We start from the raw sequence: 19,210 nt of genomic DNA on the forward strand, positions 1-19,210 counted from the left end.
GTTCTGGTCGGTCTGCTGGCTCATGCCATCGCCTCCTGTCGTGCGGTCGCGTCGTCGTCGTCGAGCGACGAGATGACGTAGCGGTAGTGCTCGTTGGTGGCCATCAGGTCGTGGTGGGTCCCGACGGCCGTGACGACGCCGTTCTCCATCAGGGCGACCCGGTCGGCCAGCGTCACCGTCGACGGACGGTGCGCCACGATGAGCGACGTGGTGTCGGCGAGCACGCGTCGCAGGCCCGCCTCGACCCGCGCCTCGGTGTCGACGTCGAGCGCCGACAGCGGGTCGTCGAGCACGAGCACCGACGGCCGTGCGGCGATCGCGCGGGCGAGCGCCAGACGCTGGCGCTGCCCACCGGACAGCGACAGCCCCTCTTCACCGACCCGGGTGTCGACGCCGTCGGGCAGGTCGTCCACGAAGGACGCCTGCGCGATGTCGAGCGCCTCGCGCATGAGCGCTTCGGCCTCGGCACCCTGCACGTCCGGTCGACCGAGCAGCACGTTCTCACGCACGGTCGACGAGAACAGGGTGGCGTCCTCGAAGGCGACGCCGACGTGCCGGCGCAGCTCCTCGCGGGTGAGGTCGCGGATGTCGACCCCGTCGATCGTCACCGACCCGCCGGTCACGTCGTACAGACGCGGCACGAGCGAGAGCAGCGTCGTCTTGCCGCAGCCGGTGAGCCCGACGAGCGCCATGGTCTCGCCCGGCTGCAGCTGCAGTTCGACACCGTTGATCAGGTCCGGGTACTGCGGTGCGGAGTCCTGGTACCGGAAGTGCACGCCGTTGAACGACAGCGCACCGTGCGGCTCCGCGATCGTCTTCGGGTGCTCCGGGTCCGTGATGGTGTTCTCGGAGTCCATGACCTCGAAGAAGCGGTCGACCGCCGTGCGGGTGTCGAACGTCATCGAGAGCAGGAAGCCGATCGACTCGATCGGGAACCGCAGCACCGTCGCCGTCGCGAAGAACGCGAACAGCTGCCCGACGCTGAGCTGCCCCTGCGATGCGAGCCAGATGCCGGCGAGCAGGCACAGCGCGAACGCGACGTCCGGCACGAGCAGCAGCCACAGCCAGATGCCCGCGATGGCCTTCGCCTTCTTGATCTCGGTGCCGCGCAGGGCCTCGGCCTGCTCGCTGAACTCCTCGAGCTTCGCGCCGCCGCGACCGAACGCCTTGAGCACGCGGATGCCGTGCACCGACTGCTCGACGCTCGTGGCGAGGTCACCGACCTGGTCCTGGCTGCGGCGAGCGACGGCGGAGTACCGGCGCTCGAAGAGCAGACCGTTGATCCACAGCGGGATCGACGCGATCAGGAAGATCAGCCCGAGGATCCACCCGAAGGTGAACAGCACGACGAAGCCGACGACGATCGTCACGATGTTCACGACGAGCAGGACCACGCCGAAGGCCAGCCAGCGCCGGATCAGCGACAGGTCCGACACGGAACGGGACAGCAGCTGCCCGGACTCCCAGCGGTCGTGGAACGCGACCGGCAGGTCCTGCAGCTTCGCGTAGAGCGAGTTGCGCATGCTGGTCTCGATGCGGGTCGAGGGGCGCATCACCAGCCGGCGGCGCGAGGCGATGAAGAACGCCTCGAGCACACCGAGGGCGAGCACCCCGAGCCCGGCGGGCCAGATCTGTGCCGAGTCGCGCGACGACAGCGGACCGTCGACGAGCCACTGCAGCACGTAGGGGATTGCGAGCGCCACCAGGGAGGCTCCCATCGCTGCGGCCATGCCGCCGATGAGGCGCCCCTGGTAGGGCTTCACGTAGGGGTAGATCCGCGCGATCGCGCGGAAGGTGGACGGGCGCGCCGTGGTGGGCGACTTGGACATGCGTTGCGTCCTCATGCGTCTGCCGGGTCCCCGGGTCGCGCTGCGCGGTGCGTGCTCGCTGCTTGCTTGCTGCTTGCTTGCTTGCTTGCTTGCTTGCTTGCTGCTTGCTTGCTCGCGTCGCGCGGCTTCGGCCTGGAGGCTCGGTGTGGCGTTGCGTGGTGATCATCGGCCGGGCGCGTGGTCGCGTCTCCGCCGTCACTCGCGTGACGTCGGTCGGGCCGGAGGCACCGAGGGACAGTCGTCCCCCGGGTTCAGGCGGGTGGTTCGCGGACGCCGGTGGTGCTGCGTCGCGGGGCCGTGGGAACGGCCCGACTAGACGGCGGCCGCGGCGCGGGGCCGCGGTGCGATCAGGGATCGCCGTGCGGGAGTGGTCCCCACGACGGACACGAGACCTGCACGGGCGGCCGTCGCCACGGTTCCGGTCATGTTGTCCATCGTCACTCCAGTCGTCGTCTTCGTCACCGTTGTGTCCGCGGTGCCGCCGGTCCCGAGGGATCGTCGGCTGCCTGCCGCGGAGCCTTACAGACTATTCACAGTGACTCACGGCGCGCAATGGTTCGCCACCGATTGTTCACATCAGTGGAAGAAGTGGCGCTCGCTCGTGAAGTACATCGTGACGCCGGCGGCCTTCGCCGCGGCGATGACCTCGTCGTCGCGGACGCTGCCACCGGGCTGCGCCACCGCACGGACACCGGCGTCGAGCAGCACCTGCAGGCCGTCGGCGAACGGGAAGAACGCGTCCGACGCCGCGACGCTGCCGGTCGCACGGTCACCGGCACGGTTCACCGCGAGGTGGCAGGAGTCGACCCGGTTGACCTGGCCCATGCCGACACCGACGCTCGCGCCCTGGTTCGCCAGCAGGATGGCGTTCGACTTCACCGAACGGCTCGCACGCCACGCGAAGGCCAGGTCGGCGAGGGTCTGCTCGTCGGCGGGCTCGCCGGCGACGAGGGTCCAGGTGGCCTGGTCGAAGCCCGTGAAGCGGTCGGCGTCCTGCACCAGGAAGCCGCCGGAGATCTGCTTGACCTCGCGGTCGGCGAGCGCGAAGTCGGCCGGGAGCGTGAGCAGGCGGATGTTCTTCTTGCGCGACAGGATCTCGAGCGCCTCGGGGTCGAACCCGGGGGCGACGACGACCTCGGTGAAGATGTCCTTCACGGTCTCGGCCATGGCCATGGTGACCGGGCGGTTCGCGGCGATGACCCCGCCGAACGCCGAGAGCGGGTCGCAGGCGTGCGCGGCGGCGTGGGCCGAGGCGATCGGGTCGGCGGAATCGGCCGGGGCGATCGCGATGCCGCACGGGTTGGCGTGCTTGATGATCGCGACGGCGGGCTCGTCGAAGTCGAAGGCCGCACGGACCGCTGCGTCGGCGTCGACGTAGTTGTTGTACGACATCTCCTTGCCGTGCAGCTGCGTCGCCTGCGCGATGCCGGTGCCGTCCGACGTCGTGTAGAGCGCCGCTGCCTGGTGCGCGTTCTCGCCGTAGCGCAGGGTCGCCGACAGCTCGGCCTCGACCGCCAGGTGCTCGTCGAACGCACCGGGGGTCCGGATGTCGCCGGCGGTCGTCGGGGCCGCAGCGGCGGTGACGACGTCGCTCGCGAAGTAGGACGCCACCGCGGTGTCGTACGCGGCGGTGTGCGCGAAGGCCTGGGCGGCGAGGCGCTTCCGGAGCTCGAGCGTGGTGCCGCCGGCACGGACGGCCTCGACGACCTCGGGGTAGGACGCCGGGGAGACGACGATCGCCACGTTCGGGTGGTTCTTCGCCGAGGCGCGGACCATCGCGGGGCCGCCGATGTCGACGTTCTCGACCACGGTCGCGGTGTCGGCACCCGACGCCACGGTCTCGACGAACGGGTAGAGGTTCACGACGACGAGCTCGAACGGCGCGATGTCGAGGTCGGCGAGCTGCTGCTCGTGCGACTCGAGCCGCAGATCGGCGAGCAGGCCGGCGTGCACCGACGGGTGCAGCGTCTTCACGCGGCCGTCGAGCGACTCCGGGAACCCGGTGACGCTCGCGACGTCGGTGACGGCGTAGCCCGCGTCGCGGATGGTCTGGGCGGTGGAGCCGGTCGACACGATCTCGACCCCGGAGTCGGCCAGGGCACCGGCGAGCTCGAGCAGGCCGGACTTGTCGCTCACCGAGATGAGTGCACGGCGGACCGGGACCACGTCACGGTCGCGGTAGAGGCTGGGGTCGGCTGCGTGCACGCTCATGCGCTCGGGGTGCCCTTCAGGTCGGTGGTGCCGTTGGCGATGTCGAGGATGGTCTGGATGAGCAGGCGGCGCTCGACCGGCTTGATGCGGTCGTGCAGCGTCGACTCGGTGTCCCCCGGCAGCACCGGGATGCGCTCCTGGGCCAGGATCGGCCCCGTGTCGACGCCGTCGTCGACCGCGATGACGCTCGCACCGGTCTCGGTGACCCCGGCGGCCAGGGCGTCCCGCACGCCGTGGGCGCCGGGGAACTCGGGCAGGTACGCCGGGTGGGTGTTGATGATCCCCGGGGCGAACTCGGACACCACGGCCGGGGGCAGCAGGCGCATCAGGCCGGAGAGGACGAGCAGGTCGGGCGACCACGGGCGGATCTGCTCCGCCAGGGCCTGGCCCCACTCGGCGCGGGAGTCGTAGCGGGTGAACGGCACCGTGAAGGTCGGGATCGAGAACTCCTCGCCCAGCCCGAGCCCCTCGGCGTCACGGTCGGCACCGATGGCGACGACACGGGCGGGGTACTCGGCGTCGAAGGTCGCTTCGAGCAGGGCTCGGAGGTTCGACCCGGTACCGGAGATCAGGACGACCAGTTCGAGCACGGCACCAACCCTACCGGCAGGCACGGACCCGACGGGCGCTGTTACCGGTCGTCCTTCGGCTGCCGCCACCAGGGCAGCTCGTCCTCGGGGATCTGGTCGGTGACGTCCCACTTCGCCGGGCGGGACTGCTCCGCCGGCTTCGACGCGGGCGCTCGGGTGTCGAGCGCGACGTCCACGCGGTCCGCCTCGGCCGTCTCGTCCACGTCGTCGCGGCCGGCCACGAACTCCTCGGTGCTCCACGGGAACGCGGGCTGCGCGTCGGTGGGCACCGGGGCGGGTGCGGGGCGGGACGCGGCTGTCTGGGCTGCGGGCCGCTCAGAGCCGGGCTGCTCCGGCTCGGCGTCGGAGCCGGTCACGCGGTCGCGGAGTGCACCGGCTCGTCCCCGGACGCCCTCGGCCGCACCGGCCAGGCGGTCGCGGAGGCCACCCAGGGCTGCTCGTCCGGCACTGCGGCGCTCCGGTTCGGGCTCAGCGGCCAGGCGGTCGGCGGCCACCGCGTCGGTCTTCGCCCAGTCGGGGAGCTCGACGTCGTGGTCGGTGTCGCCGGCACGCGGTGCGACGGGCGCGGGTGCGGAGGCGGGTCGTGCGGGCGCGGAGGCGGGCCGTGCGGGTGCGGAGGCGGGCTCGCTGCTGACCGGCTCGGTCGCGTGTTCGGCCGTCGCACGGGGCCGTGCAGCGGTCGATCCGTCGTGTGACTCCTCGACCACGAAACGGTGCACGTCGGTGGTGCGCCCGGCGCCGGCCTGGTCGAGCGCGGCGAGCAGCGAACCCTCGCCGACGTCGACCCCGGCGCGCGCCGTGTCGTGGGCATCGTCGGGTTCGTCGGCCTCGGTCCAGCGCTCTCGCGTCCATCCGCGGTCCGGCAGCCGGACCAGGTCACTGCCCGCGGCGAGCGCGATGATCGCCGGCAGGCCGATCTCGAGTGCGGCGAACCCGCCGACCGCGAGGGCGTGCGGACCGACGTCGGCAAGGCGCCCGGGGCCGAACGAACCGGAGGACACCCAGGCGATGAGCCCCGTGAGCACCCCGGCCACGAGTCCCGCGACGACACCGCCGATCGCACGGTGCAGCGCGGAGTCGGCGGCGCCCAGGGCCCGCACCAACCGCGGCCGCATCGAGCCGCCGATCGCGAACCCGGCGATGACCGGCACGAGGATCCAGACGAGCCCGAAGGTGTGACCAGCGGTCGGCAGCGCGCCGAAGACCGGCAGCCCGGGGATCGGGCCCAGGGTCGTGGCGATCGGGGACACGCTCGACCCGGTGCCGATCGCGAACCCGGGGCCGATCAGCCACGAGGTCGCCCACCCGACGAAGTCCGGCAGGAAGGCGAGCTGTCCGACGGTGAGTGCGACGCCGCCGATGACCCCGGCGTGCGACTGCTCGTACAGGGTGATGACCTCGGCGAACGAGGTGAAGAGGAGTAGACCGACCAGCAGCGCGGCAACCCCGACGACCACGGCGGTCGCGGCGGTCCCGGCGCGCAGGCCGAACCCGGCGACGGTCCGCCAGACGGCGGGGATGCGGTCGACCAGGTCGATGACCCGCTGGGTGCCGGCGTCGGCGGGCAGGTCACGGCGACGACGGCAGACCTCGGAGGCGGCGAGTGCAGGGATCCCGAACCAGAGCGCCGGCAGCACCACGGCCTGCCAGAGCGTGGGGCGGGTGGCAGCCGAGGTCGACGACAGTGCGACGGCCAGACCGAGGAGCGCGACGACGGCGGTCCCGACCAGCAGCCCGGTGGTGCGGTGCTCGGTCTCCGCGAACCGACGTCCGGCGCGGGCGCCGAGCCAGGCCGTCACGACCGCGAACCCGAGGGCCGCCAGGGTCACGTGGATGGGGTCGGCTGCGCCGCTGACCCCGGTGCTCTTGGCGAGTGCGGACCCGAGCAGGAACGAGACGTCGACGCCGTGCCCGACCAGCCAGACGCTGCCGGTGGCCTTCCAGAACACGTCCCAGTCGACCTGCAGGCCGTACTCGAACCCCCAGAGCAGCGTCAGGGGCACGAGGGCGATCCCGATGCCGACGCCGACCGTCACGACCGCCTCGATCGCGGCGAGCAGAGCGGTTCCCAGGCGGTTCATCGCAGCGAGGATACGTGCCCCTCGCGCGGCCGCCCCGGAGCCGCGCGGCTGCCGACGCAAAACACCGGTGTTCGCAGGACGAACACGCGCAGGACGCGGTTCAACCGACGAACACCGGTGTTTTGCGGAACGCGCTGGCCGCTAGCGAGCGGCGACGACCTCGCGCAGCAGCGCGGCGGTCTCGGACGGCGTCTTGCCGACCTTGACGCCGGCGGCCTCGAGCGCCTGCTTCTTCGCCTCGGCGGTACCGGCCGAACCGGACACGATCGCGCCGGCGTGGCCCATCGTCTTGCCCTCGGGAGCGGTGAAGCCCGCGACGTAGCCGACGACCGGCTTCGTGACGTGCGCCTTGATGAACTCGGCCGCACGCTCTTCGGCGTCGCCGCCGATCTCACCGATCATCACGATGGCCTCGGTCTCGGGGTCGGCCTCGAACGCGGCGAGCGCGTCGATGTGCGTCGTGCCGATGACCGGGTCGCCGCCGATGCCGATGGCGGTCGAGAAGCCGAGGTCCCGGAGCTCGTACATCATCTGGTAGGTCAGGGTGCCGGACTTCGAGACGAGCCCGATCGGGCCCTTGCCGGTGATCGTCGCCGGGGTGATGCCGACGAGGGACTCCCCCGGGGTGATGATGCCGGGGCAGTTCGGCCCGATGATCCGGGTCGTGCCGCCCTTCGCCTTGGCGTGCGCCCAGAACTCGGCCGAGTCCTGCACGGGGATGCCCTCGGTGATGACGACGACGAGCGGGATCTCGGCGTCGATGGCCTCCATCACCGCGTCCTTCGCGAACGCCGGCGGGACGAAGACGATCGAGACGTCGGCACCGGTGGTGTCGATGGCCTCGCGCACCGAGCCGAAGACCGGCAGCGACACGTCGCCGTGGGTGACGGTGGTGCCGGCCTTGCGGGCGTTCACGCCGCCGACGACGTTCGTACCGGCCTTGAGCATCAGGGCGGTGTGCTTCGTGCCCTCGCCACCGGTGATGCCCTGGACGATGACCTTGGAGTCCTTGTTGAGGAAGATCGACATGGTCAGTCCCTTCAGGCCGCTGCGGCGGCGAGTTCGGCGGCCTTCTCGGCCGCATCGTCCATGGTCGCGGCGACGGTGACGAGCGGGTGCGCTGCCTCCGCCAGGATCCGACGACCCTCTTCCACGTTGTTGCCGTCGAGGCGCACGACGAGCGGCTTGGTGGCCGCGTCGCCGAGGATGCCGAGCGCGGCGACGATGCCGTTCGCGACGGCGTCGCAGGCGGTGATGCCGCCGAAGACGTTCACGAACACGCTCTTCACCTGCGGGTCGCCGAGGATGACGTCGAGGCCGTTGGCCATGACCTCGGCCGAGGCGCCGCCGCCGATGTCGAGGAAGTTGGCGGGCTTCACGCCGCCGTGGCGCTCACCGGCGTAGGCGACGACGTCGAGCGTCGACATGACGAGCCCCGCGCCGTTGCCGATGACGCCGACCTGACCGTCGAGCTTGACGTAGTTCAGCCCGTGGGCCTTCGCCTTGGCCTCGAGCGGGTCCTCGCTGGCGGTGTCCTCGAGGTCCTTGTGGCCCTCGTGGCGGAAGTCGGCGTTCTCGTCGAGCGAGACCTTGCCGTCGAGTGCCAGGATCTGGCCGTCGCCGGTGCGGACGAGGGGGTTCACCTCGACGAGGGTCGCGTCCTCGCCCTTGTAGACGTCGTAGAGCTTGACGAAGACGTCGGCGACGGCGTCCTGCAGCTCCGATGGGAAGTTCGCCTGCCGAGCGATCTCGAGCGCGGCGGCCTTGTCGATGCCCGTCAGCGGGTCGACCTCGACCCGGGCGAGCGCCTCGGGCTTCTCGACGGCGAGCTGCTCGATCTCCATGCCGCCCTCGACGCTGGTGAGCGAGAGGTAGGAGCGGTTGGCCCGGTCGAGCAGCACGGAGAAGTAGAACTCCTCGGCGATGTCGGCCCCCTGGGCGACCATGACGCGCTGGACGGTGTGGCCCTTGATGTCGAGGCCGAGGATGGCCTGCGCGTGCTCGAACGCCTCGTCCGGGGTCTTCGCGACCTTGACGCCGCCGGCCTTGCCGCGACCGCCGACCTTCACCTGCGCCTTGACGACCACGACGCCGCCGATCTTCTCGGCCGCCGCCTTCGCCTGCTCGGGGGTGTCGGCGATGATCCCCTGCAACACGGGGACGCCGTAGGACTCGAAGAGGTCCCTGGCCTGATACTCGAAAAGATCCACGCTGTTCTTCTTCCCGCACGGTTCGTGCGATCGGCATCGGTTTCCCGGTCGCGCACTCCACATCGAGGGTCGCTCGATGTCGAGACAACGGCCGCCACGCAGCCTAGCGCTGCTCGGTGGACGGCCGGTGCACGGATGCCAGGCCCCGGTCCGCTCCGACGCGCATGAGCCGCTGCGCGCACCGCTGGGACGGGCCCGAGCTCCCGCTCGGCACTGTGGATCGGTGCAACCCGAACTCCGTACCCGCGCCACCGAGGTCTTCGGCTGGAAGCTCCGCCCCGACCAGGAGTCCGTCATCGACGCGGTGCTCGAACACCGCGACGCCCTGGCGGTCATGCCCACCGGATCGGGGAAGTCCGCGATCTACCAGGTCGCCGGCCTCGGGCTGGACGGCCTCGTCGTGGTCGTCTCCCCGCTCGTGGCGCTGCAGGAGGACCAGGTGGTCGGGCTCGAGCACCATCCCGACGCGCCCCGCGCCGTCGCCCTGAACGCCACGAAGAAGGCACGGGACGTCGCCGACGCGTGGGACGCCGTCGCCGCGGGCGAGGTCGGCTACGTGTTCCTGGCCCCCGAGCAGCTGGTGAAGGACGACGTGCTCGAGCGACTCCGCGACGCCGGGGTCGCGCTGGTCGCCGTCGACGAGGCGCACTGCATCTCGTCGTGGGGCCACGACTTCCGACCCGACTACCTGGCGCTCGGCGAGGTCGCGGAGCGCCTGGGCCGCCCGCCGGTGCTCGCCCTGACCGCGACGGGCTCCGCTCCGGTGCGGGACGACATCGTCGAGCGGCTCGGCATGCGCGACCCGTTCGTGCTCGCCTCGGGGTTCGACCGTCCCGGCATCCGGCTCGAGGTGGTCCGGCACGCCGAGGACGCCGAGAAGCGCCAGGCCGTGGTCGACCAGGTCGCCGAGCTCGACGGGCCGACCGTCGTCTACGTCGCCACCCGCGCGGCGACGACGGAGTACGCCGACGCCCTCGCCGCCCGCGGTCGCCGCGCGCAGCCGTACCACGCCGGCATGCGGGTGGCGGAGCGCGAGGCCGTGCACACCGGGTTCCTGGACGGCGACGTCGACGTGGTGGTCGCGACGAGTGCCTTCGGCATGGGCATCGACAAGCCCGACGTCCGGTACGTCGTGCACGCCGACGTCCCCGAGTCGATCGACGCCTACTACCAGGAGATCGGACGGGCCGGGCGGGACGCGGAACCGGCCGGTGCCACCCTGCACTACCGCGCCGAGGACTTCGGCCTGCGCACGTTCTTCGCGTCCGGCTCGCCGCGGCCCGCCTCGGTCCGGGCCGTGTTCGACGCCGTCCCGGCGAACGGTTCGATCGCCCGCTCCGCACTGGTGGAGGCCGCCGGCCTGTCGGCCCGCACTGCCGGTCGAGCACTCAACGCCCTGCTCGACGCCGGCGCCCTGCGCGACGACGTCGACGGTGTCTCCCGGGTGCCGGACGGCCCGCAGGACGCCGACCGTGCGGCACGTGCGACAGCCGACCGTGCCGCCGAACGGGAACGGGTCGAGGAGTCCCGCATCGCGATGATGCGCCAGCTCGCCGAGACGACCGGGTGCCGCCGGCAGTTCCTGCTCGGCTACTTCGGCGACGAGCTGCCGGAGCCGTGCGGGAACTGCGACACCTGCTCGTCCGGCACGGCCCGCGAGGCCTCTGCCCACGTCGCCGACGGCGCGAACGACGCCGCGTGGCCGCCGGATGCCCGCGTCGAACACGCCGAGTGGGGCACGGGAGTGGTGATGAGCACGGAAGAGGACCGCATCACGGTGTTCTTCGAGTCCGCCGGCTACCGCACCCTCGCACTCGCCGACGTCGAGGAACGCGACCTGCTCGAACGCGCCTGACAGCGGCACGGACGAATCGCACCGGCGCCAGGCGCACGGGCCCGGACGGTCCGGCCGGCCCGGGCGGGGAAGGCGCGGTCGCTCGACCACCCGTCGGCGACCGCGCTCCACTCCCCCGAGCATCGGCGATGCTGCCGTGGCGGTGTGACCGGAAGGTGACGCCCGGGTGAACACGACACGAAACCGGACGGCCGCCAAGCGCCGGCGGGTAGGCAGGAAGCCCGCAACGGAAAGGAACCACCATGAGCGACCCCGGCATCAGCCCCGTCGACGACTTCGAGTCCCAGCAGCGTCGCGACGACGACATCGACCGTGAGCACGTCGGCCCGTACGAGGTGGACGAGGCCGAGGAGTCCCTCGAGACGGTGACGAACGACGCGGTCGCCGGCGAGACGGTGGAGCCGCAGCCCGGTGACGGATCCGACGACGGTCCGACCGGCGGGTCCCCGCGCGAGGGCTCGCCCGACCTGTGGGAGCACGAGAACGAGCAGGACGAGGACCGCGCCGACCTCGGCAACGACCTCGGCACGAAGCCGCTCTGAGCGCTGACCTGATCAGGCTCTCCCGGAACACGGCTCGGTAGCATCGGGCCGTGTTCCGACGAGTCCGCTCCAGCGTCCGCAGCATGCCCTCGGCGGCGCGGCTGCTGGCGGTCGCGGCGATGCTGCTGGTCGCCGCCTCGGCACACCTCGCCGCCCGCTCGGAGCCCGGTGTCCGCTGGGTCCCGCTCCTCGTCGTCGGGGTCGTCGGTGCGGTCGTCACCGGATCACCGACCCGCCTCTGGCCGCTCCCCGCGATCTGGCTCGTCGCGACGCTCCTCGCCCTGACCGGTGACGTGCCCGTCGACGCCTCGTCCGCACTGGTCGCCCTGGTCGTCGGCGGGGTCGCACTCCTGGCGGCGATCGCCGTGGACCTCCGGCCCGTCCTGCGGGCGCGACGCCGACGGGGTGCGGCGTGACCACCCCACGGCCTGGAGGCGCGACACACGACCCGCACCGTGCCTCCCGTCCGCCTGCTGGGCGCGTCCACGACCGTCACCTGCGTCGGTTCCTCGCCGACAGCACCCCAGTGGCCGCGGGCGGCCGCGCCATCCTGCTGCAGATCGCCGACCCGGTCGTCGCGGCCGGTGTCCGACGGCACTCGGACTTCGCCCGGCGACCCCAGCAGCGGCTCGCCCACACCCTGATGTTCGTCTACGCCGTCGTCATCGGGACGGAGACCGACTCGGCGACCGCAGCGGGCTTCGTCAACCGTGCGCACCGGCCCGTCGCCGGCGCCGACGACGTCGACCGGCAGCTCTGGGTGGCCGCGACCCTGTTCGACTCCGCGCGGCGGGCGCACGACCTGTTCGGCACACGCGTCTCCGCGGCCCGAGCCGAGCAGGTCCTCGCCGCCTACGCCCCGATCGCGACCGCACTGCGGGTGCCGCCGGAGCGTTGGCCGACCTCGGTGGCGGCGTTCGACCGGTACTGGCAGCGGACGCTGGAGGGGCTCGAGGTCACCGACGACGCCCGCGGGGTCGTCCGCGACCTGCTGCACCCGCGGTTCGCGCCGCTGTGGGTGCGGGCGGCGATGCCCCTCGTCCGCATCGTGACCGTGGGGATGCTGCCGGAACGGGTGCGCACGGCGTACGGCTTCGCGTGGGGGCCGCGAGAGGAACGGCGCTTCCGGCGCACCGTCCGGGTGGTGGCCGGGGTGCGGGCGCTCGTGCCGAGGGTGCTGCTGCGGCTGCCGGGTCCGCTGCTGCTGCGGGCGATGCGGCGGACCGCTGGGCGACACGCCACGGTACGGTAGCGGGCATGTCGGTCGACCACTTCGCCATCACGGTCCCGCGGTCCTGGTTCGAGCTCCCGGTCGAACCGGAACGCCGCGACGACCGGATCAGCGCCCTCGTGCAGGAACGCATCGAGGACCACCGGGAACTGTGGGACCACCGCACCGAGATCGTCCGGGTGCTCCGCCGGTTCGCCCGCTCGGCGTGGGACAGCGGCGCGCGGTACTGCGCCGCGTTCGCCGAGCCGAGCGAGGACGGCATCGTCTCCGGTGCCCTCACCGTGACGGTCCTGCCCGCGCCCGAGGCCGGCGGCGACCCGCTCGCCGCGCTCACCGACCACGTCGCCGCACTCGGCGGGGACGACGACGGCATACACGTCGACGTGCACGAGGTCCCCCGCGTCGGCCGGGTGCCGCGCGTCTGGGGTGTCTCGACGGTGCAGGCACCGGACGGCCGCGGGTCGTTCGACGTCGTGCTCATGCAGACGTTCGTGCCCGCCGGCGACCAGGTCGCCCTGGTCAGCGTCTCGTCGCCCGCGACCGACCTGGCCGAGCCCCTGTACGAACTGTTCGAGACCGTGACCGACACCTTCGAGCTCATCGACTCCGCCGCGGTCGGCAGCGAGGCGTCCTGATGCGCCTCTGGCCGTTCCGGAAGAAGCGCAAGGTCGTCGAACCCGTCGTCGAGCGGGTCGACGAGCGTGACCTGGCACAGATGGCCCAGCGCGGCGAGCTCGCCCGGTCGGTCACCACGCCACCCCCGGCTCCGCGTGCGAGTGCCGACCGGGTCCGGGCGACCGTGGCGCAGCTGCCCGGCCGACCGCTCGGATCGTCCGGCGGAACCACCGCCCGTCGTGACGCCGCCCCCGCCCGCCAGGCAGCGGCTGCCGTGCTCGTCCTCGACGGCGCCCAGCGGGTGACCGTGTCGGGCGGCGGGCTGATCGGCCGTGACCCCGCGAGCGCCCACCCGGACGGCGGACACGCCCACATGATCGCTCTGGAGGACCCGGAGCGGCTGCTCAGCCGCACCCACCTGGAGTTCGGGTTCGGCGCCGAGGGCTCCCTCTGGGTGCTCGACACCGCTTCGGCGAACGGCGTCGAGCTGCAGCGCCCTGGGTTCCCCGCGGCGATGCTCGTGCCGTCGCAGCGCACGACCGTGCAGCCCGGCGACACCGTGGTGTTCGGCGGGCACACGCTCCGCGCCGAACCCGCCGTCGGACTCGTCAGCGAGACGCCGCTGGGCTGAGCAGGCCCGGACCGGGCGCTAGTCGCCGGCCGGTACCTGCACGAGTCGGAGCGCCTGGTCGGCGTCGTTCAGCAGCGCCCGACCAGCGACGCGGTCCTGGGTGACCAGGCTCTTCGACAGCTTCGTGCCGATCAGGTCGCCGTCGACGGTGCTGAGCGGCGCGAGCAGCATGCCCCGACGGGCCTTCTTCGCGTCGACCTGCCAGCCGCGGAACCCACTCGCCACGCCCTCGACGTCACCGGCCAGGACGAGCCCGACCGAACGACCCCGGTCGGAGTCCATGATCGCCCGGAACACCGGTTCGGCCGGCGACTCCTTCAGGGCCTCGGCGTCGTCGACCAGCACGAGCGTGAAGCCGTCCGAGCCGGTGTCGATCGCGGCGGACAGCCCCTCGGCCCCGATGGCGCCGTCGGTCACGACCGTGACGCGAGGGGCCCCGTCGAGTGCTCGGAGCGGGGACTCCCGCGGTGTCACCGCGACGACCGACCCACCCGCCGACAGCACGTGACGGGCCATCGCGACGAGCGCGGTGCTCTTGCCCGAGCGGGGGCTGCCGCCGACGATGAAGACCGGGGTGTCCTGCACGAAGTCGTGCGTGAACAGCCGGAGCTCGTCGCCGCCGACACCGAGTGCGACCCGACCCACCGATGCCTCGGCCGACGGCAGGTACCGCACGGCGTCCGCGAAGGTGATGGAGCGCGGGAGCACGTCGATCCGGAACGGCTTCGGGGCGTCGGCCGGCACGTGCGCACGGACCTCGTCACCGATGCCCCGGAGCGCGGCGGCCTGGTCACGGCCCCCGAGTCCACCGGGCAGCACGGCGACCTGGGTCTCCGTCGCCGTGGCGTTGCGGAACCCGCGCCCCGGTGGGATCGACTCCGGCAGCTTCTTGCCGTTGATGCCCTCGTAGTTGTAGTCGCCGCGGTCGGCCAGGGCGAGCAGCAGCTTCCGCTCCACCTGGCTCGACATCCGGCCGGACGTCAGGGTGCGGTCGCCGGAGACGACCAGGTGCACGCCGACGCCGACGCCCTCGCGCAGCAGGGTCTGGACGGCGTCGTGCAGCGCACCGTTCTCGGCGTCCGCCAGGGTCGCCATGAAGCTCTCCCACTGGTCGAGGAACACGACGATGTGCGGCATCGGCACGGTGCCCGCGTCGGTCCGCTGCTCCGCGATCGACGAGTACCCGCCGGCGGCGAAGGCGGCCTGGCGCTCCTGCACCGTGCGGAGCAGGATGCCGAGCAGCCGCGAGACCCGGTCGGGTTCGTGCCGCTGCACCACGGCACCGCAGTGCGGCAGCGCCCCGAGGGCCAGCAGCGCGCCGTTGCCGCAGTCGATCCCGTACATGTGCACGTCGCCGACGCCGAGCCGCAGGGCCATCGCCCCCGCCAAGGTGCGGAGCGTCTGGCTGCGGCCCGAGCGCGGCGAGCCGATGACGAACAGGTGGCCGTCCGCGTCGAGGTCGAACACCGCCGGGCGCTGCCGCTGGTCACCCGGGTGGTCCTCGACGCCCCAGGCGACCGCCAGCGGTGCCAGGTCGGCGGTGCCGGTCGACTCGACGTCGTCGAGCCCGACGACCTCGCCGAGCGGCGGCAACCAGGGCTTCCGCTGCTCGGGGGTGCCGAGGGCGCGGGTGGCGTCGTCGATCGACGCGACGAGCACGCTCAGGTCGGTGACCTCCACGTCGCTGGCCGCGGCCTCGACGGCGGCCGGGCGGGGGGCTGGATCGCTGTACGAGGCGAAGGTGAGCTCGCGGACCAGGGCGGGGCGGGCCTCCTGGTCGTCCGAGCCGGGCCGGCGCCCACCCACACGACCGGACTGGAACGGCAGCAGCGAGGCAGCGCCGAGCCGCACGTAGGCGCGCCCCGGGGTCGACTTCGCGATCCGTGCGGCGTCGTTCGCGCCGATGACGTCCTGGCTCTCCGACTGGTCGGTGACGCGCAGCGCGATGCGGAGGTTCGTGTTCGCGCGGATCTCGGGCGACACGACGCCACCAGGGCGCTGCGTGGCGAGGATCAGGTGGATGCCGAGCGAGCGACCGCGCTGGGCGATGTTCACCAGGCCCTTGACGAAGTCGGGCAGCTCGCGGGCGAGCGAGGCGAACTCGTCGATGACGATGAGCAGCCGCGGCAGGCTCGGGATCGTGTCCCCGTTCGCCGCGCGCTTGGCCTGCAGGTCCTGGTAGTCCTCCAGGTCCTTCGCACCGACCTCGGCCAGAGCGTGCTCGCGGGTGCGCAGCTCGGCGCCGAGCGACTCGAGCGCGCGCTCGACCTGGTGCGTGTCGAGGTCGGTGACCATGCCGACCGTGTGCGGCAGGTCGACGCAGTCCTTGAAGGCCGCGCCGCCCTTGTAGTCGACGAGCACGAAGTTCATCTCGTCCGGCCGGTTCGCCACGGCGAGGGACGCCACGATCGTCTGCAGCAGCTCCGACTTGCCGGAACCGGTGGTCCCGGCGACCAGGCCGTGCGGGCCGTCGTTCCGCAGGTCGATCGCGAACGGCCCGTCGATCGACGCCCCCACCACGGCGGTGGTGCTGCGGCCGCCGAGCAGCCAGCGTGCCTGCACGGCCTCGGACGTCGGCGGTTCGAGCTGGAGCACGTCGAGCAGCCGGGCGGACGACGGGATGGCGCCGTCCTGCACGTCCGGGCTGGCGTCGACGATCGGCGACAGCGACCGGGCGACCCACTCGAGCCAGTCCTGGTCGACCAGGTCCGGGCGTGCGTCGTCGATGCGCTCACTGCGCTGCTGGGTGACCCGCACCCGGTCGTCGCGGACGACCACCACGGCGTCGCACTCCTCGGGCAGGAGCCGCTCGTCCAGGTCGAGGCAGATGCTGAACACCCCGACCGACGGCCCCTCCTTGAGCACCTGCACGAGCGAGGGCATCGCGCGGAGCCGGCGTGCGCCGTCCATCACGACGACGATCTCGTCGGCCGGCGGGGTCTTCTTGCCGATCCCGGCTTCCTTGCGGGCGTCGATGATCGCGGCGAGCTCGGCGATCGCCCGCGCGGTCGACGCGGCGTTCGAGGCGATGCTCGTCATCGGCTGGTCCGCACCGTCGCGGCGGACGTGCGGCAGCCAGGACATCCACTCCCACAGCGACGTGCGCGTGGTGTCGGTGAGCAGCGTGAAGGTGACGTCCTTCGGACTCTGCAGCGTCGCGAGCTGCGCGACCACCCAGTTCGCGAGTCGTCGGGCGTCGTCGTCCGGACCGGCGATGCCGATCACGCCGCGCTCGGCCAGGCGGATGCGCACCGGCACGTCCGTCGCGTCCCACGCGACGGTCCGCTTGTGGGACAGCTGCTCCGGGTCCTCGATGGTGACCTCGGAGCGCTGCGTCGCCGTGCCGACGCGGACCAGCAGGTGGTCCGGATCCGTCCGGCGTCGCTCCCACAGGCGCGGCAGGGGCGTGACCGCCGTCTCGTAGACGGCGGCGGGGTCCGGCGCGCTCGCGATCCAGCGTGCACGTTCGGACTGGAGGCTCTCGGTCGCGTCCGCCTCGATCCGCGCCTTGGTGTCCTCGTACTCCACGACGCGTTGCCGGTACGTCTTCTTTCCCTGCCGGCGGCCCTGGAGGCCCGTGATGATCATCAGGATCGGCGACAGCAGGGCGATGAGCAGGTAGATCCAGCGACCGGTGGTCGACACGAACATGACCGCCATGCCCATCGGCGCCAGCGCCATCAGGATGGGGAGCGCCCGGGCCGGGGGCTCGGTCGGCGGCGGGGGCAGCTGGTAGCGGGTGTGTTCGTCCGGCGGCAGGATGCGCGGGGGCCGGTTGTACTCGAGCGACATGCCGTCGTCCGCCAGGGACAGGTGGGCGCCGCGGTTCGGGGCACGGCCGAAGCCGAGCAGGACCCCGCCGACCGCGAGCTGTGCGGTCTCGGGCCAGTCGGTCTCCTCGGTGACCGGCTCGCCGTCCAGCAGCGCGCCGGAGTAGCCGTTCGCCGGGCGCACCTTCGCGCCGTCGGCGGTCACCGTGACGAGCAGGGCGATGTCCGGCACCGTGTCGGACCCCGACGCCTCGGCCTCGACCTCGTCCGTGGTGCTCACCGGTACCCGCACGTGCGCGGACGGCGCCGTACCGATGGTCACCGTGCCGGTGCTGACCCGCACGATCGTCCCCGCGTGCAGCCCGGACACGATCCGGACCTCGGCGTCGGTCAGCGGGCGGAGCGGCGGCGGCGGCACCTGCTCGAGGCTCCGGCGCACCACCACGCCCTCGCGGACGCCCGACTCGGCGACCGACGCCGAGAGGTCGAGCGGCTGCTCCCCGACGAAGTACACGGGGGTCCGGCCGGAGGCGACGACGTCCGTCGCGATGAGGCGCTCGGCCTCGGCCACCAGCTCGCGCACCGCCCGGGAGTCGTCGCCGTCCACGTAGACGTTCGCGGTCTGGCCGCTCTCGCGGTCGACCATCGTGAACGTGAAGGTCATGGCATTCCCCCGTAGCGTTGACTTCGTGTCGCAGGACGATGGTAGTGTCCCCTGCAACACGCCCCGTTGGGGGGACAAACGAAACTCCGGGGAAAGGGAGTCACACCGTGGCGAACATCAACGTCTCGTACGCAGACCTCGAGGCAGCAGCCTCCGACCTCAAGGCGGGCCAGGCAGACATCGAAGACCGTCTGTCGGCACTGCAGCGCAAGATCCAGCAGCTCATCTCGGACGGCTACGTCACCGACAAGTCGTCGGTCGCGTTCGGCGAGTCCTACGACGAGTTCAACCGTGGCGTGACCCAGACGGTCCAGGGGCTCGAAGGCCTCTCCACGTTCCTCTCCAAGGCCTCGCAGACCCTGTCCGAGACGGACGAGTCGCTGGCCTCCGGCCTCAAGGGCTGACACCGTCGTCGACCCCGTGCCCCGCGATCGCGTGGGGCACGGGGTCGTCGCGGTTCCTGTGGCGCCGTGCTGACGGCGCCGGTTCGTGATCGGGGAGGGATTGTTCCGTGGCAGGCAAACTGCTGGTTGACCTGATGGGGCTCGGGGAGCTCCAGAACGACCTGACGACCGTGCACAGCACGCTCGAGCAGGCACACAAGCGTGTCGACGCGTCCGACGACGAGATCGGTTCGGGGACGGTGCAGAACGCTCTGCACGACTTCGACCACCGCTGGGGCGACAAGCGGGACAAGATCAGCGAGTCGACGAAGGCGTTGGCGGACATGCTGAGCTCGTCCATCGAGACCTACACCGAGACCGACGAGCAGCTGGCACAGGCCCTGCAGGTCAACGACGAGAACGGCGGCGGCGGACCCGCTGCCTCGAGGGCGCAGTAGTCGTGGGGCGACCGTCGGGGTGGGACGTCGTCGATCAGGGTGATGATCCGGTCAAGGGTGATCCGTCGACGTTGCGGATGATGGCGCGGGAGTACCAGCGCATCTCCGACGCGGCCGATGACGCCTCGACCCGGTTGCAG

15 protein-coding genes are annotated in these 19,210 nt (G+C 72.2%); 8 read left to right on the forward strand and 7 right to left on the reverse strand.

Annotated features, from left to right (window positions below):
• Positions 1-20: 20 nt before the first annotated feature.
• The 6 genes from DEJ02_RS17000 to sucC form a co-directional block, all read right to left on the reverse strand.
• Positions 21-1,829, reverse strand: a complete 1,809-nt coding sequence (locus DEJ02_RS17000; RefSeq protein ID WP_027466673.1) for an ABC transporter ATP-binding protein — start codon at positions 1,827-1,829, stop codon at positions 21-23.
• A 576-nt stretch (positions 1,830-2,405) separates the two neighbouring features.
• Complete coding sequence (purH, locus tag DEJ02_RS17005; RefSeq protein ID WP_111033910.1) at positions 2,406-4,040, reverse strand: bifunctional phosphoribosylaminoimidazolecarboxamide formyltransferase/IMP cyclohydrolase; 1,635 nt, start codon at positions 4,038-4,040, stop codon at positions 2,406-2,408.
• Entirely contained in the window at positions 4,037-4,630 is a 594-nt protein-coding gene (purN, locus tag DEJ02_RS17010; protein WP_071404669.1) for a phosphoribosylglycinamide formyltransferase, read from the reverse strand. Before purN ends, purH begins: the two co-directional genes overlap by 4 nt.
• Positions 4,631-4,671: 41 nt before the next feature.
• Positions 4,672-6,711 carry a DUF6350 family protein gene (locus DEJ02_RS17015; RefSeq protein ID WP_111033911.1) on the reverse strand — a complete coding sequence of 680 codons (2,040 nt, stop codon included), beginning with the start codon at positions 6,709-6,711 and terminating at the stop codon, positions 4,672-4,674.
• A 141-nt stretch (positions 6,712-6,852) separates the two neighbouring features.
• Positions 6,853-7,740, reverse strand: coding sequence for a succinate--CoA ligase subunit alpha (sucD, locus tag DEJ02_RS17020; RefSeq protein WP_071404667.1), 888 nt, complete (start codon positions 7,738-7,740; stop codon positions 6,853-6,855).
• An 11-nt stretch (positions 7,741-7,751) separates the two neighbouring features.
• Entirely contained in the window at positions 7,752-8,921 is a 1,170-nt protein-coding gene (gene sucC / locus DEJ02_RS17025) for an ADP-forming succinate--CoA ligase subunit beta (RefSeq protein ID WP_111024796.1), read from the reverse strand.
• Positions 8,922-9,144: 223 nt separating this feature from the next.
• On the opposite strand from sucC, the gene DEJ02_RS17030 reads away from it, so the two are divergent.
• The 6 genes from DEJ02_RS17030 (at position 9,145) to DEJ02_RS17055 (ending at position 13,795) form a co-directional block, all read left to right on the forward strand.
• Complete coding sequence (locus DEJ02_RS17030; RefSeq protein ID WP_111033912.1) at positions 9,145-10,776, forward strand: RecQ family ATP-dependent DNA helicase; 1,632 nt, start codon at positions 9,145-9,147, stop codon at positions 10,774-10,776.
• A gap of 242 nt (positions 10,777-11,018) precedes the next feature.
• On the forward strand, positions 11,019-11,318 hold the full coding sequence (locus DEJ02_RS17035; protein WP_035809242.1) for a hypothetical protein: 300 nt from the start codon (positions 11,019-11,021) through the stop codon (positions 11,316-11,318).
• Positions 11,319-11,368: 50 nt separating this feature from the next.
• Positions 11,369-11,734 carry a hypothetical protein gene (locus tag DEJ02_RS17040; protein WP_146249329.1) on the forward strand — a complete coding sequence of 122 codons (366 nt, stop codon included), beginning with the start codon at positions 11,369-11,371 and terminating at the stop codon, positions 11,732-11,734.
• Positions 11,731-12,570, forward strand: coding sequence for an oxygenase MpaB family protein (locus DEJ02_RS17045; protein WP_111033914.1), 840 nt, complete (start codon positions 11,731-11,733; stop codon positions 12,568-12,570). The genes DEJ02_RS17040 and DEJ02_RS17045 overlap by 4 nt, the downstream gene beginning before the upstream one ends.
• Before the next feature lie 5 nt (positions 12,571-12,575).
• Entirely contained in the window at positions 12,576-13,184 is a 609-nt protein-coding gene (locus DEJ02_RS17050; protein ID WP_111033915.1) for a hypothetical protein, read from the forward strand.
• Complete coding sequence (locus tag DEJ02_RS17055) at positions 13,184-13,795, forward strand: FHA domain-containing protein (protein ID WP_071404662.1); 612 nt, start codon at positions 13,184-13,186, stop codon at positions 13,793-13,795. The genes DEJ02_RS17050 and DEJ02_RS17055 overlap by 1 nt, the downstream gene beginning before the upstream one ends.
• Positions 13,796-13,813: 18 nt before the next feature.
• On the opposite strand, the gene DEJ02_RS17060 is transcribed toward DEJ02_RS17055, so the two are convergent.
• Complete coding sequence (locus DEJ02_RS17060) at positions 13,814-18,229, reverse strand: FtsK/SpoIIIE domain-containing protein (protein WP_111033916.1); 4,416 nt, start codon at positions 18,227-18,229, stop codon at positions 13,814-13,816.
• A 107-nt stretch (positions 18,230-18,336) separates the two neighbouring features.
• On the opposite strand from DEJ02_RS17060, the gene DEJ02_RS17065 reads away from it, so the two are divergent.
• Both DEJ02_RS17065 and DEJ02_RS17070 read left to right on the forward strand, forming a co-directional pair.
• On the forward strand, positions 18,337-18,633 hold the full coding sequence (locus DEJ02_RS17065; RefSeq protein WP_071404660.1) for a WXG100 family type VII secretion target: 297 nt from the start codon (positions 18,337-18,339) through the stop codon (positions 18,631-18,633).
• Between the two features lie 107 nt (positions 18,634-18,740).
• Entirely contained in the window at positions 18,741-19,070 is a 330-nt protein-coding gene (locus DEJ02_RS17070; RefSeq protein WP_128780490.1) for a DUF6507 family protein, read from the forward strand.
• Positions 19,071-19,210 lie beyond the last annotated feature (140 nt).

The organism is Curtobacterium sp. MCLR17_042, assembly GCF_003234695.1.
GTDB classification, from domain to species: Bacteria; Actinomycetota; Actinomycetes; order Actinomycetales; family Microbacteriaceae; genus Curtobacterium; species Curtobacterium flaccumfaciens.